The sequence below is a fragment of the uncultured Alteromonas sp. genome (assembly GCF_963976965.1).
Classification (GTDB): domain Bacteria; phylum Pseudomonadota; class Gammaproteobacteria; order Enterobacterales; family Alteromonadaceae; genus Alteromonas; species Alteromonas naphthalenivorans.
Map to the genome: position 1 here is coordinate 14,477 of NZ_CAXBMP010000008.1, position 15,317 is coordinate 29,793.

The 15,317-nt window shown below is 42.8% G+C and carries 17 protein-coding genes; 12 read left to right on the plus strand and 5 right to left on the minus strand.

The features are described from left to right. Positions 1-7: 7 nt before the first annotated feature. Both AAC006_RS08345 and AAC006_RS08350 read right to left on the minus strand, forming a co-directional pair. Positions 8-652 carry a response regulator transcription factor gene (locus AAC006_RS08345; protein WP_126873809.1) on the minus strand — a complete coding sequence of 215 codons (645 nt, stop codon included), beginning with the start codon at positions 650-652 and terminating at the stop codon, positions 8-10. Further along, on the minus strand, positions 649-1,788 hold the full coding sequence (locus AAC006_RS08350; protein WP_126873810.1) for a histidine kinase: 1,140 nt from the start codon (positions 1,786-1,788) through the stop codon (positions 649-651). Before AAC006_RS08350 ends, AAC006_RS08345 begins: the two co-directional genes overlap by 4 nt. A 131-nt stretch (positions 1,789-1,919) precedes the next feature. Here AAC006_RS08350 and AAC006_RS08355 point away from each other — a divergent pair, with 131 nt between their 5' ends. The 6 genes from AAC006_RS08355 (at position 1,920) to arsB (ending at position 6,208) form a co-directional block, all read left to right on the plus strand. Further along, positions 1,920-2,666, plus strand: coding sequence for a hypothetical protein (locus AAC006_RS08355; RefSeq protein WP_126873811.1), 747 nt, complete (start codon positions 1,920-1,922; stop codon positions 2,664-2,666). Between the two features lie 77 nt (positions 2,667-2,743). Then, entirely contained in the window at positions 2,744-3,412 is a 669-nt protein-coding gene (locus AAC006_RS08360; RefSeq protein WP_244360738.1) for a protein tyrosine phosphatase family protein, read from the plus strand. 122 nt (positions 3,413-3,534) lie between these two features. Then, positions 3,535-3,888, plus strand: a complete 354-nt coding sequence (locus AAC006_RS08365; RefSeq protein WP_208805923.1) for a metalloregulator ArsR/SmtB family transcription factor — start codon at positions 3,535-3,537, stop codon at positions 3,886-3,888. Between the two features lie 53 nt (positions 3,889-3,941). Then, positions 3,942-4,412, plus strand: a complete 471-nt coding sequence (locus AAC006_RS08370) for an arsenate reductase ArsC (RefSeq protein ID WP_208805888.1) — start codon at positions 3,942-3,944, stop codon at positions 4,410-4,412. Further along, positions 4,412-5,131 carry an arsenical resistance protein ArsH gene (gene arsH, locus AAC006_RS08375; protein ID WP_208805889.1) on the plus strand — a complete coding sequence of 240 codons (720 nt, stop codon included), beginning with the start codon at positions 4,412-4,414 and terminating at the stop codon, positions 5,129-5,131. The genes AAC006_RS08370 and arsH overlap by 1 nt, the downstream gene beginning before the upstream one ends. A 63-nt stretch (positions 5,132-5,194) precedes the next feature. Beyond that, the gene (arsB, locus tag AAC006_RS08380) at positions 5,195-6,208 is read left to right on the plus strand and encodes an ACR3 family arsenite efflux transporter (protein WP_208805890.1); all 1,014 of its coding nucleotides are present in this window, start codon (positions 5,195-5,197) and stop codon (positions 6,206-6,208) included. 127 nt (positions 6,209-6,335) lie between these two features. Here the strand turns inward: arsB and AAC006_RS08385 are convergent, their stop codons facing one another. Next, a complete protein-coding gene (locus AAC006_RS08385; RefSeq protein WP_013782875.1) occupies positions 6,336-6,722 on the minus strand; it encodes a response regulator in 387 nt (128 codons plus the stop codon). Positions 6,723-6,974: 252 nt separating this feature from the next. On the opposite strand from AAC006_RS08385, the gene aceK reads away from it, so the two are divergent. The 3 genes from aceK (at position 6,975) to AAC006_RS08400 (ending at position 10,901) form a co-directional block, all read left to right on the plus strand. Next, entirely contained in the window at positions 6,975-8,705 is a 1,731-nt protein-coding gene (gene aceK, locus AAC006_RS08390) for a bifunctional isocitrate dehydrogenase kinase/phosphatase (protein WP_208805891.1), read from the plus strand. 67 nt (positions 8,706-8,772) lie between these two features. Further along, the gene (locus AAC006_RS08395) at positions 8,773-9,456 is read left to right on the plus strand and encodes a response regulator transcription factor (protein ID WP_013782873.1); all 684 of its coding nucleotides are present in this window, start codon (positions 8,773-8,775) and stop codon (positions 9,454-9,456) included. Beyond that, positions 9,450-10,901 (plus strand): HAMP domain-containing sensor histidine kinase, encoded by a 1,452-nt coding sequence (locus AAC006_RS08400; protein ID WP_013782872.1) that lies wholly within the window; start codon positions 9,450-9,452, stop codon positions 10,899-10,901. The genes AAC006_RS08395 and AAC006_RS08400 overlap by 7 nt, the downstream gene beginning before the upstream one ends. Positions 10,902-10,941: 40 nt before the next feature. Here the strand turns inward: AAC006_RS08400 and AAC006_RS08405 are convergent, their stop codons facing one another. Both AAC006_RS08405 and AAC006_RS08410 read right to left on the minus strand, forming a co-directional pair. Then, positions 10,942-11,490, minus strand: coding sequence for a DUF3833 domain-containing protein (locus AAC006_RS08405; RefSeq protein WP_208805892.1), 549 nt, complete (start codon positions 11,488-11,490; stop codon positions 10,942-10,944). 239 nt (positions 11,491-11,729) lie between these two features. Next, a complete protein-coding gene (locus AAC006_RS08410; protein ID WP_013782870.1) occupies positions 11,730-12,275 on the minus strand; it encodes a chalcone isomerase family protein in 546 nt (181 codons plus the stop codon). Positions 12,276-12,349: 74 nt separating this feature from the next. Between AAC006_RS08410 and AAC006_RS08415 the strand changes: the two genes are divergently transcribed. From AAC006_RS08415 to AAC006_RS08425, 3 genes are all read left to right on the plus strand, one after another. Further along, complete coding sequence (locus AAC006_RS08415; protein WP_041452468.1) at positions 12,350-13,408, plus strand: pyridoxal-phosphate dependent enzyme; 1,059 nt, start codon at positions 12,350-12,352, stop codon at positions 13,406-13,408. A 137-nt stretch (positions 13,409-13,545) separates the two neighbouring features. Continuing rightward, entirely contained in the window at positions 13,546-13,956 is a 411-nt protein-coding gene (locus tag AAC006_RS08420; protein WP_013782868.1) for a hypothetical protein, read from the plus strand. A gap of 150 nt (positions 13,957-14,106) precedes the next feature. Continuing rightward, entirely contained in the window at positions 14,107-15,309 is a 1,203-nt protein-coding gene (locus AAC006_RS08425; RefSeq protein WP_013782867.1) for a saccharopine dehydrogenase family protein, read from the plus strand. Positions 15,310-15,317: the final 8 nt, after the last annotated feature.

Below are 15,317 nucleotides of genomic sequence, written 5' to 3' on the forward strand. Positions count from 1 at the left end.
TTTATGTTTATAACCACCCTAACTCTAGCGCTTTTAGCACGGCTCGTGTTCTATCTCTCACGCCCATTTTCGCCATAATGGCAGACACTTGATTCTTAACCGTACCGGTTGATTTAAACATAGCTTCAGATATTTCTTTATTACTGTAGCCAGCGGCCACTAAACGTAAGATCTCAATTTCCTTTGGGCTCAAGGTTTCTGGTTGTTCAAATGACTCGAAACTAACCTCTAACCCGTGCAACCCTTTTAGTACTTTTTCGGTAACACTGGGCTGAATAAGGGTTTCCCCATTAACGACGGATTTAATTGCGTCAATTAAGGTTTCAAGTGAGACATCTTTAAGCAAATACCCTTTCGCCCCCGACTGCATCGCTTGAGTAACCAGTTCATGATCGTCAAATGTGGTTAACATAATAACGGGGGTATCAATGTTATGTTTTCGCATTGCACGCAAAGCATCAATACCCGTCATCTCGGGCATTCGGATATCCATCAATACAATATCTGCACTATTAGCATTAAGTGCATCAATAACATAAGCACCGTCATCACACTCGGCCACGACTTCTACACTATCATCCAATGCCAACAAGGAGCGTATCCCTTGTCGCACTAACATTTGATCTTCAACTAATACAACACGAATACTCATACTGGCTCCGGCAACAACACATGCGTAAAAAACCCATGTTTATTAAAACTAAATTTCACCGAACCACCTGACTCTTCAATTCGCTCCGACATCCCCGTCAACCCATTACCTAACTGAATTGTTTTTGCCGTAGGCACTTGCTCATCTTGCAGCGTTAATGAATACCCTTTTTCGCTTTTATCTAAGGTGACTTGTAATTGCGCAGACTGCGTATGCTTAATGGTATTGGTTAAGCTTTCTTGTACGCAGCGAAGTAAGATATCTGCTGTCGTGACATCTTCAATGCTGACATTATCGGCAATAGATAATTGAAGGCTTGGACGCGGTAAGTCTTTAAATAATGCCCTTACCGCTTGCTGCCAATCTAATGGGGCGTTTTCGCGAATATCAGAAACCGCTTCTCGCACATCTGATAGAAGCAACTTTGCTAAGCTGTGACACTGGTCTACGTGGGTCTTTACTTCATCTTCCCCAGCACCTTTGGCTTTATGTGAAGCCACCTGCAAGTGGATGGTAAGCGCGGTTAAGTGGTGCCCTAATACATCGTGTATATTTCTGGCAATGCGCAGCCTTTCGTCTTGTCGACCGGCTTGGTGAATGAGTTGCTGGGCACTGGTTAACTGTCGATTTAGTGCTTCAGATTTCTCTCTGGCGGACTTTTCTTTAATAGCTACATTCGACATCATCATGGCAAATAAATTAAATGTCCAAAACAGTGCGGCCGTTAGCCATGCGTAGGGATCTTGCCAATAGAAGGTGTGAATCACCCCTAAAGGTAAAGCCGCTAATACTGAAACAGCCAAACATTTTCTCCACCCTAAGTAATAAGGTAGCAATGCCGACCATACCACTAAGTATATAGCGAGATAACTGTAAGGCAGTAAAAGCAAACTCCCTACTGCCAATAAGTACATTACAATTAATAGCGGAATACGCCAAGAAGGAAGCGACGTGTCCCGCCTAGTTACCACACTAAAGCACAGCGCTAGCCCAACTGCTGCGGCAACAATCAACCACGGTCTGTGGGATGAGACACCATATTGACTAAATGCGTAGTAAAGCGCAGAGCTACTCACAAACAGCCATGTTACTAAGGCGCTTGCTCGCTCTATATTCATAAAACTGAGTATTTTCATAAACCTATTATTAACTTAAGCTACGAAAAATACATAGGCCAAAAGTCACTTTTTATCTTGTGACCTTCGGCACTAATACTAAACAGAAGATATCGGCAAACTGGCTACATCAAATATTTAAGGTGTAAGTCATGCAAAACATTCACAGCGCTATCGTTCTATTTCACATTATTTGTGGTGCAATTTCACTGCTACTTTTTTGGGGGCCATGTTTTACCAAAAAAGGCGGAAAACAACATAAAAAGGTAGGTAATGTTTACCTAGCCACAATGACGCTGACATCAGTCAGTGGTGTAGTTAGCTCATCATTAGTACTGCTTGCTCCCCTTCTCATCTTTCCGACGATGCCGGCGCATTTTGAATCTGTGGAGTACTTTCTTGCTTACCTTCAAGGCCAGTATATTTTCTTGCTCATGCTAAGCCTGCTGGTTTGGAATAATGTCAGGCACGCTAAAAGAGTCTTAGAGGTAAAAGTTAACCGAGGCGAGCTTCGGAAGGTTAAATATTTATGGTTACCTACTGCACTATTTGTTGTAGCCAGTATCGCGTTGTATCAGGGCATAAAATACAACATTACGCTGACTCAAATTTTTGCGCCTATCGCACTATTTAACAGCGTTGGCATTGTGCGATATGCATTCAAAAAAGACATTGCTAAAGGAGCATGGGTGATTCAACACATCGGGCATATTATTGGCTCAGGCATTGGAGCCTACACAGCATTTTTCGCTTTCGGTGGCCGCAACCTATTTCAAAGCCTACCCTTGCTTCAGATAGGAAGTTGGGTATTGCCAAGTTTGATCGGTGTCCCTTTTACTATATGGCTAAGCAGAAAGTATTTGAATATGTTTAACCCAAATCTAAAAGCCGCAAAGTAACCACGCAATTGTATTTATTTGTTATTTAGCGCAGTCTACACTTTATAAATAAGTGCTACTTGGTAATCATAATTGCTATGAAATATAAAATTGTAACTCTCTTTTCTTTGTCTATTGTTCTATCTACAACAGTGGTCGCTATGGGCCAAACAGTGGCAGTTGATACAACCACTGTCTCTACTACCAATTCAGCGCAAAGTGCAGCGCAAAATACAGCAACAGTAGCTGCGCCCCAGGCAGAGGTAACCCTAGAATCACTCACCAATTACCAAGTTAATAACGAACACATGGTGAGCTCAGGTTTGCCTTCTGCTGCGCATTTTCAATTATTGAAAGACGAGGGGATAAGTAGGGTTATAGATCTCATTCCCGGCGAGCGAGGGCAAGAACAGCTAATGGTTGAAGCACTATCGCTTAACTATCACAACATTCAAGTTGAATGGGAACACCCCACCCTTGCCAATTTCAAAGAGTATACGGGCTATATGGCTCAAGCAAATTCAGCCGATGATAAGGTGCTTACTCATTGTAAATTGAATTGGCGAGGTGCCGTATTTACCTATTTGTACCGCATTACCGCATTAGGTGAATCAGAGCTATCGGCTAAACAAGACTTACTGGCAATTTGGCAACCGAATCAAACCTGGTTTCAATTTATTAATACCGTGATAGATGACTTTAACCAAACCCACAATGCTCAACTCGTTACCTCTGTAACGCCTCAGATAGAGCCTCTTGAACAATAATTTCTAATTACATCTTGGTAGCGACATCACCACGAGCATAGTAAGAATTCATTTGAGTTTGACATATACGAAAATTCATATATGATTCCAACATATATGATTTAGCGTATTTGAGATAAATGATGACTGCAGCAACTTCTACTTCATGCGTTTCGCTTTCACCTCTTTCATTGTTTAAATGTTTAGCGGAAGAAACTCGGCTAAAAACACTGCTTATGCTTTGTGTTAAAGACGAACTTTGTGTGTGTGATTTAACTGACGCGCTCAATCTTAGCCAACCCAAAATATCCCGTCATCTGGCCGATTTACGTAAATGCGGGCTAGTGGTTGACGACCGACGTGGTAAATGGGTTTATTACCGCCTCAACCCAGCGCTTCCTGCCTGGGCCAAAGAAGTGATTCATTTATCTGCCACAAACAACGCTGACTATATTAGCGATGCCCTAAACAACCTTAAATGTGACGCGGGCTGTTAAACGCCCTTCTTACTTTTTTCAAATATGTGACGTAAACCATCAGGATTTTTGTAATGAAAATATTGTATATCTGCACGCACAACCGTTGCCGTAGCATCCTTTGCGAAGCCATTACTAATGCTTCAAGCAATTCATCTTTAGAATCGCGCAGTGCGGGAAGCCAGCCTGTGGGTGAAGTACATCCGTTGTCAGTAAAGTACCTTGCCGAGCGTGGCTATAGTACCGATGGGCTTAAAAGCCAGTCTTGGGACGACTTTGAAGACTACCAGCCTGACATTGTCATTACCGTGTGCGACTCAGCAGCGGGTGAAGCTTGCCCTGTGTATTTTGGTAATTCTCTTAAGTTGCACTGGGGTCTTGAAGATCCTTCGAAATTAGAAGGTAGTGAAGAAGACAAAGCCCAAGCGTTCTACAACACCATCGATATTATTGAAAGCCGCGTTGCCGTATTAAGTGATATTGCATCTCGTAACCTTGCTATCGAAGACGTTAAAAAGGCGCTTCAGGAAAAAGGGGCTCAGTAATGTCAGAAAAAACATCACCTTCTGATAACTTAGTGACAAGCGTTGCGCCTGCACCTACAGCAGACGACTTCGCAAAAACGTATTCTGAACACAAACCGCGCATATTGTTACTTTACGGCTCGTTAAGAGAGCGCTCTTACAGCCGTTTAGTCATTGAAGAAAGCGCACGCCTGCTTGAGTACTATGGTTGTGAAGCTAAGATTTTTGATCCTAGAGGGTTGCCACAACCAGACACGGAAGATGACACCCATCCAAAAGTAAAAGAGCTTCGCGAGCTAATGATGTGGTCTGAAGGGCAAATTTGGTGCTCGCCTGAACGTCACGGCAGTATGACAGGCATTATTAAAAGTATTATCGACTGGGTACCATTAAGCATTGGCGCGGTGCGCCCAACTCAAGGGAAAACCTTAGCCGTAATGCAAGTCAGTGGTGGCTCTCAATCATTCAACGCAGTGAATCAAATGCGTGTGCTTGGTCGCTGGATGCGCATGCTGACCATTCCTAACCAGTCTTCGGTGGCAAAAGCCTTTTTAGAATTTGAAGACGATGGCCGCATGAAGCCTTCTTCTTACTACAACCGCATCGTGGATGTGGTTGAAGAACTGGTGAAATTTACACTGCTGACCCGCGACAACAAAGATCATCTTGTTAATCGCTATTCTGAGCGCGTTGAAAGCGCAGAGGAATTAAGTAAACGGGTCAACCAAAAAACGATTTAAGCAATATTGTGTAGAACAGATTGTAAGTTTTAAAGACATCAACGTCATTAAGGACACTGTCTCATGGGATTTTTCGAACGATACTTATCCGTATGGGTAGGACTTTGTATTATTGCAGGTGTAACCGTCGGCAGTCTTTTTCCAGACTTCTTTGCGCTAGTAGCTAGCCTTGAATATGCTCACGTAAATTTGGTAATTGCTGTACTAATTTGGCTCATGATTTACCCAATGATGATTCAAATTGATTTTTCATCCATAAAAGATGTGGGTAAAAAGCCCAAAGGGCTGGTACTTACCTTAGTCGTGAACTGGTTGATAAAGCCTTTCACAATGGCGCTACTTGGCTGGTTATTCTTCAAAGGCATTTTTGCCGATTGGGTAGACCCACAAACGGCCACTGAATATATCGCGGGTATGATTTTACTAGGTGTAGCACCGTGTACTGCCATGGTATTTGTATGGAGCCACTTAACAAAAGGCGATGCAAACTACACCTTAGTTCAAGTCTCTATTAACGACTTGATAATGATTATCTTATTTGCCCCTATCACGGCTATGTTATTGGGTGTTACCGATATCACAGTACCCTGGAATACCTTGATCCTATCTGTAGTGCTATATGTGGTATTGCCGCTCATCGCTGGTGTTATCACACGTAAGAAGATGGAGAAAAAAGGCGAGCAAGCGGTTACGGCAATTATTGAACGCTTTAAGCCATTTTCGGTACTTGGGCTGTTAATTACCATTGTATTGCTGTTTGGCTTTCAAGCAGAAACAATATTAGCCCAGCCTCAAGACATCGTGCTTATCGCGATACCGCTTCTTATTCAAACCTACGGTATTTTTGCGATAGCGTATTTTGCAGCGAAAAAAATGAAGCTACCTCACAATGTTGCGGCGCCTGCTTGCATGATTGGTACGTCTAACTTTTTCGAATTAGCCGTTGCGGTAGCCATATCCTTATTTGGCTTACATAGCGGTGCTGCCCTAGCAACCGTTGTTGGTGTGCTGGTTGAAGTACCAGTTATGTTATCGCTGGTATGGTTCGCGAATAGAACCCGTCATTGGTTTGACTAGCATGAGCATTCATTAGCGCTACAAGATTTAACACAAAACTAAATGCAAAAAGGAGCTCATATGAGCTCCTTTTTTGGTATTTATAAGTGCATGAACACCCAATATCATTACCCGTGAAGATGTTTATTTAACACGCCATGGTTTCTGGCAGAATAAATCCGTAGCGCTTCAAGGTAGTTTCTAATGGCAGTCGTTTTAGCGGCTTTTCAATAAATGCCAGCGCGCCGAGTTCCATCACGCGGTTTTGCATCACCGGCTGAATATCACCTGAAATGACCACTACAAACACTTCTATTTTTCGGCGCTTTATTTCTTCAAGCACGCCTACCCCGTCGAGTATCGGCATGGTTAAATCTAGCAGCACTAAATCAATGCGATGATGCCCCATTATCTCAAGCGCATCCACACCATTAGATGCTTCATAAATTTCACTTGCTAATCCATCGGGCAAGTTACGGCGCGCCATCTTTCTTGCTAGCGCCGAATCATCACAAATCAGAATGTTAAAGCTCATGGTCAACTCTTAGTCATCTACAAGTACGTATATCGCCACAAGGAACTCAAAGCAATGCGTCTATTGTCGAAAACATGGATGAAGAAAGTAGGGATAAGACTATATTAAACGAAAGTATAAAAAAACACTTTTAGGTCAATTTTCCAGTAGCTTATCGTAAATATTTGTTACTTTAGAAGGTATATGCAGCCAAATATAAATACAAAGCACATTGCACTGCATTGAATATCACTTATTGTTTAAGGTTAAATTATGCTGGATGTAACCCTTTCTAAAAAAGTTGCTTATCAAATTCTTTCTCATTTTGATAAGAGCTATCGCTGGTTTACGCGAATTACTAGAGGTGCCCAATCGCGGTTTGAGCAAGGCCAATGGAAAGAAATTCAGCTCGCTTCAAAAGAGCGTATTACCATCTATGAACAAAGCCTTTCAGATGCCGTTGCCGATGTTTACCATTTAACCGAAGTTCATAAAAAAAATGACGAGTTTTGGCAAGACCTCAAGAAGGTTTTCGCACGACAACTTGAAGGCCACCCGCAATTTGAGCTAGCCGAAACCTTTTATAATTCTGTGATTGGACGTTTATTCAAACACCGCAAAATCGACAACAGCATGATGTTTGTATTGCCAAGTCGCTGCTTTTTACCCGGCCAAGACCGAGATAAAGTCATTCACAGCTTCGATACCACCACCACGGTACGCGAGATGTACGTGTCTATTTTCAAAATCTATCGCTACGGCATCCCTTTTGAAGATTACGAACGTGACATGCAAAACCTTGAAGAAGCACTTAGAAAGCGATTAACCACACAGCAATTGGCCAGTGTTCATACTGTGGAACTGCTAAAACCCACGTTTTTTAGAGGAAAATCGGCGTATCTTATTGGCAGAATATGCATGCCAGAAGAAACCCTCCCTTTTGTAATCTCTTTACAACGCAGTGATGAACACACCCTGTTTGTAGACGCATTACTCACGGACAGAAGTGATTTAAGCGTTATTTTCGGTTTTGCCAGAAGCTACTTCATGGCAGACACCCAAAACCCAGCAGAAGTGGCGGCGTTCCTTCAAGAACTATTACCCAACAAAAAACACTTTGAGCTTTACATGGCGCTAGGTCATTACAAGCACGGGAAAACAGTGTTTTATCGTAATTTTCTCGATCATATGGATACCACCGACGATCACTTTGAGGCCGCGCCAGGCATTAGAGGATTGGTGATGATGGTGTTTCACCTGCCCTCTTACGGGGTAGTGTTTAAAATTATCAAAGATGAGTTTGCCGAAAGTAAGAAGATCACCCGAGAGCATGTTAAAGACTGTTATCGGTTAGTAAAAATGTCAGATCGTGTGGGACGAATGGCAGACACCCATGAATACGTTAACTTTCGCTTTCCCTTGTCTCGTATCGACCCTCTTTTAATCGAAGAACTTAAAGAAACCTGCGCTTCTAGTCTCGAATTTACCGATGACGAACTGGTCATTAAGCATTTATACATAGAACGTAAGATGACTCCGCTTAATTTGTATCTTCAACAAGAAGAAGATGAGGACAAAGTACGCAGCGCATTAAACGAGTTAGGGCTTTGTATTAAACAAATAGCCATGGCGAATATTTTCCCTGGCGACATGCTGCATAAAAATTTCGGTATAACCCGACATGGCAGAGTTATCTTTTACGACTATGATGAAATATGTTTAATGAACGAACGTCATTTTAGGGCGCTACCCAAATCAGATGACCCTTATGCGATGGACATGTTGTCGGTTGGTCCCAGCGATGTCTTCCCTGAGCAGTTTGAACATTTTATTGTTGGAAAACGGAAACTTAAGGATATTTTGAAGTCGTTGCATGGCGACCTAATGACCCCAGAATACTGGCACGAAGTTCAGGTGAAATGTGCTCGTGGGGACATTCAACATTTTACGCCATATAACGCTAATGTCCGTTTTAATAGGGGTGCTGATAGCAACCCAAAGTGATCGCAACACGATAGATTGTATGTATAAACACTGATATTTAACTCCATTAATTAGAAGTACCAAAATCATGAATGTGCTACTTGTTGAAGATGATCCCAAGGTTGCCGCTCACATTGAAAAAGGATTTATTGGTGAAGGGCACAGCTGCGTTGCGGCGCGTGATGGCGAAAAAGGCTTAGCTGAAGCTTTGTCCGATGATGTAGATGTTATTGTACTAGATGTAATGCTTCCCTTGTTAGACGGCTTTACCATCTTAGAACGTTTACGAAAAGATAACGTGCTTACCCCTGTGCTACTGCTTAGTGCGAAAAGCCAAGTAGAAGATAAAGTCCGGGGTTTACGTTCAGGCGCCAACGATTATTTAACCAAACCTTTTGCGTTTGAAGAACTACTCGCCCGTGTTGAAGGGTTAGCAGGAAGAGAACGTGAAAGCGGTGATAAAACACTTATCAAAGTGGGCGACCTCACGCTTGATCTTGTTAACAGGAAAGTACAACGCGGTGATACCGAAATAGACTTACAATCAAAAGAGTTCCAGTTACTAGAGTGCTTATTACGCCATCAAGGAAAGGTCGTTACTCGTAGCATGCTATTGGAGCAAGTTTGGAATTATCACTTCGACCCGCAAACCAATGTTATCGACGTGCATATCAGCCGTTTGCGTCAAAAAGTAGACAAAGCATTTAACGTCCCTCTTATTGAAACGGTAAGAGGCACGGGTTATAGAATTGCGGATCCGGTTGTGTGTTAGCAATAGGCAATTTCACCCGAAGCTCTAGTTTTCGAGTTGGGGTATTACTTACCTCGTTAGCGCTTGTTGCTATTTTATTTATCGTTTACTTCTGGCGTCTTGCCAGTAGTGACGTATTTATTCGTGAGGCAAGCGCTGCGGTTGATGCTGAAACTTATGCGTTTACGCTATTGCATGAGCAAGTGGGTATTGATGCGGTTATTAGTAACATTCAAGCGAGAACCACACCAAGCCTTTCGTCAGATTCGAACCTAACCGACACCTCCCACGCCTTAACGCCATCTCGTTTAATTGTGGTTCTTCGCGACAGCGAAAACCAGATAGTAGCAGGCAATTATCCAATGTGGCCTATTGCCATGGGTGAAAGTGTTGACGCTGGTACTCCCTTCACAAGCATTATTAAATTGCCCGTACTGAGCGGCGAAAAAGAGAGTATCGCGCAAGACAGCACCCGCTATTCCTTTTCTGAATCAACCAACAGCATTCTTTTCGAGGAAGTAAACCTAGAAGGTTATTCTTTGTTTGTTGGCCGGAATATCGATGATTTATACAGTGCACAGTGGTTAGGAAAAACGTTTGGTTGGATAATTATTGCCTTGCTATGCGTATTGGGTGCCATAAGCTTTGCGGTCGCACTTTACGTAGTTAAGCGTATTAACCGCATGGCACAAACTGCTGATTACATTATTCGTACTGGTAATTTAGAAGAACGCTTGGAAATAGACAGCAACTGGGATGATTTAAGTCGACTGGCTGTTGTGTTCAATCATATGCTCGATACCATTGAAAGTGCGGTGAACAATATAAAGTCGGTAAGCGACAGTATTGCCCATGACTTGCGTACACCGTTGGCACGCTTACGCAATAATTTAGAACATATTGGTGATGAGAAACTACGCCACGAAACTACCTACGAAGCTGACAAACTCTTAAATATGTTCAACAGTCTTTTGCGAATTAGCAAACTAGAAACGGTTCACAAAAAAGAAGGGTTTTGTGAAACCGAGCTAAGTGAAATGATTATTGATGTAGAGGATTTATATCAGCCATTGGCCGAAGACCGTGATATTAACCTAATTAGTCAGCTGTCAAAAGTTCAGTTCTACGGCGATCCAAACTTACTGTTTCAAGCAGTAGCGAATGTGCTAGATAACGCCATAAAATACACGCCTGATGGCGGAACCGTTACGCTACAACTTACCGCCACGTCTTCCCATGTGATTATCAGCGTGAATGATAATGGGAAGGGAGTTGATGAACATGAACTTGATAGTTTAGAACGTCGTTTCTTCCAAGCTGATAAAAGCAGAACCTGTGAAGGGAACGGGTTGGGGTTATCGCTTGTTTCGGCAATTATTAAACTGCACAAAGGTAAACTCTGGTTCGTGCACGACCCGCTTATGCAAGGTCACGGGTTGGGCGTAGTATTCACCTTCCCCCGTTAATGCTTTGATGTTAATGCTTTGATAAACTGTTAAATCGACACTAGCTTTGTTTCTGCATAAAAATAGTCACCTCAGCCATTACCACGCCAAATTTTCTAATGTATGAGCGGTTCATCATGGCGCTATCGTCAAATGCCCAAAACCAATCATCGAAGGTAACTGCATAGGTTGTATCATCAACCGGTAAGTCCATATTGTAATGAAAGTTAAATGCGTTGCCGTATGAAGTGCCTGTTGCAGGGCCATCAATATCGCCCGCGTTGCCCACGTAGGTGCCATCGGCCTGTTTAACAATTTTCCACGTACGAGTTTTTGGCCCTTCACCTACCCCGTAGGTGAATGTTTCATCTAGCGTTAATGTACCGCCCTCGTTTTTACCTTCAATATCTACCACAAAGCGCTGAACCACTTCGCCAGAACGATTTTGTACTATGCCCCAAGCCCGAACGTTGCCAGCAAAAAATTCCTCAATATTAAACGTGGGTGAAACTTGTTTGTAAGTATTGCCATCTACCGATGTAGAACATCCGGCTACAAGAGTAAGGCAAGATAAAAGCCCGACTAATACCGTGCGCTGTATAAATTTCATAATGACCTCGATTTTGGTTTATATGGCTGCCTGCTTAGCGACTTATTTTTTTAATAAATATTTCGCCAAATGAATGCCGTTCACTGCGCTTGCTGTGCGCTTTTTGTTTATATAGGTTGATGCTTTAAGCTGATATTTTTAGCTAATATTTTTGTTTATAGTCTTTATTCTTGAGCTTATTTGATAAGCTTTTTAACGCGCTTAGAATCGCTGCCCATAATTAATAAAGAATGGGCTTATTACTTTTGTAACAAGGCCTTGCGTAATTTGGGTTCAGAGGTTTTTTCTGACAGCCAAATGTCGAAAAAAGACTGCGTGAAGTTTGTATCTTCAATAGTGCCAGCTAGCTCACCATTGATATAAAACTCACTGGCTTGGTCTGAGGTAGCCACACCGGTAATCACGTCACCGTCTTCAACATCGGGGAAAAGCGCCGCCATTTTGTCTCGCCATTCACTTAACATTGCTTCGTCGCTAATACCTTGCTTACGCATTTCATCTACTGAACGCTGTGCTATCTTTTTACCGTCTAGACTTCTTTGATAATCAAGCTTTAATGCAAAAGGAGCGTCAGACTGCCACTGTCCCTTCGGCGCATAGAGCGTAGCGTCGTACACGTCCCAAAACATATACGTAAACATTGCATTACCCACAACTTGCGCCTCGGGCACTTGTTTGGTGACATAATCAGGCACACTTTGCGCCAGCACATTTTTCGACAAAACCACAAGTGATATTCCCAATACGATGACGAGCTTTAAAGTGGAATAACGACGTTGAAACATATACATGTACCTTCTTTATCTATCTTCTAGTTATACTGTTGGAATTGCCACATTGATCATTTGAATAGCTTGTTTTGAATTTTGAAAGTTTTGCTGATGCCCTATGTTTACCCTCGCCGCTAGAGCCCTTTGCGCCAGACTGGGAGGGGGCTGAACATGTATCAATGTTTGTTAAGCGGGACGATAAAATACATCCCATCATTTCAGGCAACAAATGGCGTAAATTAAAGTACGCGTTTGCTCTTTTGCCGCACCAAGAAATGGCTTTAAATTCGCAGGCGGGTTTACGCTCGGATTTGAAAACCCAGCTACCTTCCTCAGTAGTCAGTTTTGGCGGTGGGTTTTCCAATCATCTGCATGCTTTAGGTTATTTATGTCATCAGCTAAATGTGCCTTTTCACGCTATTATTCGCGGCGACTACACAAAACACCCCAGCCCAATGATTCAGGATTTAGTGAAATGGGGCGCTCAAGTTCACTACGTAAATAAAAAAACCTATCAGCAAAGGGATGAGCCTACTTATTTAGCAAGCCTACGAACTCAGTTTCCCGATGCGTTGATTATTCCTGAAGGTGGCAGCCAAATGGCGGCGCTAAAAGGCGTGCAAGAAGTCGTAAACGAAATAGATATCCCTTTCGACCGTATTATTGCTCCTGTTGCCAGTGGCGCGACCTTGGCAGGGTTAACCTCTGCATTATCACCCCACCAACACGCTATTGGCATTGGCGTATTAAAAGGAGAAGGATACCTAGAAGGACTCGTAGAAAAGTTTATTGAGCCGGGGCGGGCACTTAATCTTGCTCATACTTCTACACCCACTCATGCATCAGCCCTTAGCGCTCGCTCAAAAAGCCACTTCAGCATCAATCATGATTTTCATTGTGGTGGATATGGGAAAATACCCCCGTACTTGAAGACATTCTGTGAAAACTTCAATCGAACAATGCCGTTTGAAATTGAAGGGGTTTACTCTGGAAAGGTGTTTTGGGCACTTAAGCACTTGCTAGCCACTTTGGCTTCAACCAATGCCTCGACCAATGTAGGTGAAAAAAGGACAATTGAAAAAGGACAGACACTTATCATCGTTCACACTGGCGGAATTCAGGGTGCCAGAAAAAATAAAACCCCTTGATCTTATAGACCCACACATTCGTTTAACCTAATATCAAGGCTGTGGAAGGTGTATATCTAAAAGCACAGCCTGGTTGTATCTAGCTTCGCGTTACTCATAGCTACCGCTCAAACGCAATAACTGTTAGGAGATGCACCATGATAAAAGGAACAAGTAGCTTACCACCCCCTTTAAACATACTGGTTTCTAGGGCGCTCAAGTTATGCGAACTGGTACTTTCTACCAGTTCCGTTTTCTATCCCTTCGCGGCTATTTATGAAAATGGCAAAGTCGGTTGTTTGTTTAGCGAAGAAACCCATTATCGTATCGACGAAAGTCAGCTTATAGAGTGTTTGCAGTGGCGAATCATCGACACTACCACAGACTCTGAAAGTTACAGTATTCTCGTTTACGCCGCGACGGTTGAAACGCAAAAACACACTCGTTTAGATGCTATCGCCATCAGCGCTGCGTGCCCCAATGACGAGGAAAAACTTTTACTCTATCCTTATTATCGTGTGGGCGACAAAATTGTGGTTTCCCCTCCCATCAATACAATGCCAGAATAGGCGTTATCGCGTATAAATTGCGCTTATTCGTTTTCCTTGTGATTACGATGACTATTTTTTGTCGAACCTATGCTGTCTTTGCTTGCCAATTTGGTATCGTCTGCTAGCATTCAGCCCAAAATTCATTAGCTTATTTAGGGATTAATTATTATGTCTCGCGTTTTAATTATTGGTGCTGGCGGCGTTGCCTCAGTAACCGTAAAAAAGTGTGCACGTTTACCTCAACACTTTGACGAAATTTTTCTTGCCAGCCGCACTGTGTCTAAGTGTGAAGCCTTGCAACATGAAGTGGGTGCAGACCGCGTTAAAGGCGTATTCGCTCTTGATGCTGATAACGCCAAAGAAGTAGAAGCGCTTATTAACGATGTTAAACCTGACCTAGTAATTAACCTTGCGCTACCGTATCAAGACTTGCCTATTATGGATGCTTGTTTAGCAACCAATACTGATTACCTTGATACCGCAAACTACGAACCAAAAGACGAAGCAAAATTCGAATACTCTTGGCAGTGGGCTTACCAGCAGAAATTTAAAGACGCTGGCATTATGGCGTTGTTAGGCAGTGGTTTCGATCCAGGTGTAACCAACGTGTACACCGCTTACGCTGCTAAGCACTATTTCGACGAAATTCACTATTTGGATATTGTTGATTGTAATGGTGGTGATCACGGTCAAGCATTTGCTACCAACTTCAACCCTGAAATCAATATTCGCGAAATTACTCAACGTGGTCGTTTCTGGGAAAATGGCGAGTGGAAAGAAACCGATCCACTCAGCGTGCGTGAAGATTTGGATTACCAAAATATTGGTGTGCGCGCGTCATACTTGATGTTCCATGAAGAATTGGAATCTTTGGTTAAGCACTTCCCTACTCTAAAACGTGCGCGTTTTTGGATGACATTTGGTGATGAATACCTAACACACCTTCGCGTATTAGAAGGCGTTGGCATGACCAGCATTGAACCGATTGAATTCCAAGGCCAAAAAGTGGTGCCTTTAGAGTTCTTAAAGGCAGTTCTGCCCAACCCAGGTTCGCTGGCTGAAGGTTATACCGGCATGACCTGCATTGGTACTTACATTACCGGTATAAAAGATGGCAAAGAAAAAACCATTTTCATCTACAACAACTGTGAACATGCCAAGTGTAACGATGAAGTTGGTGCACAAGCGGTGTCTTACACCACAGGTGTTCCGGCCATGATTGGTGCAGCGCTAATGCTAAATGGCACTTGGAAAGAAAACGGTGTTTGGAACATGGAACAATTCGATCCAGATCCATTCATGGATATGCTTAACGAGCATGGCCTTCCATGGCATGTACTTGAGTGTGATAGCAGCCCATTCACTAAGTAATAGAACAC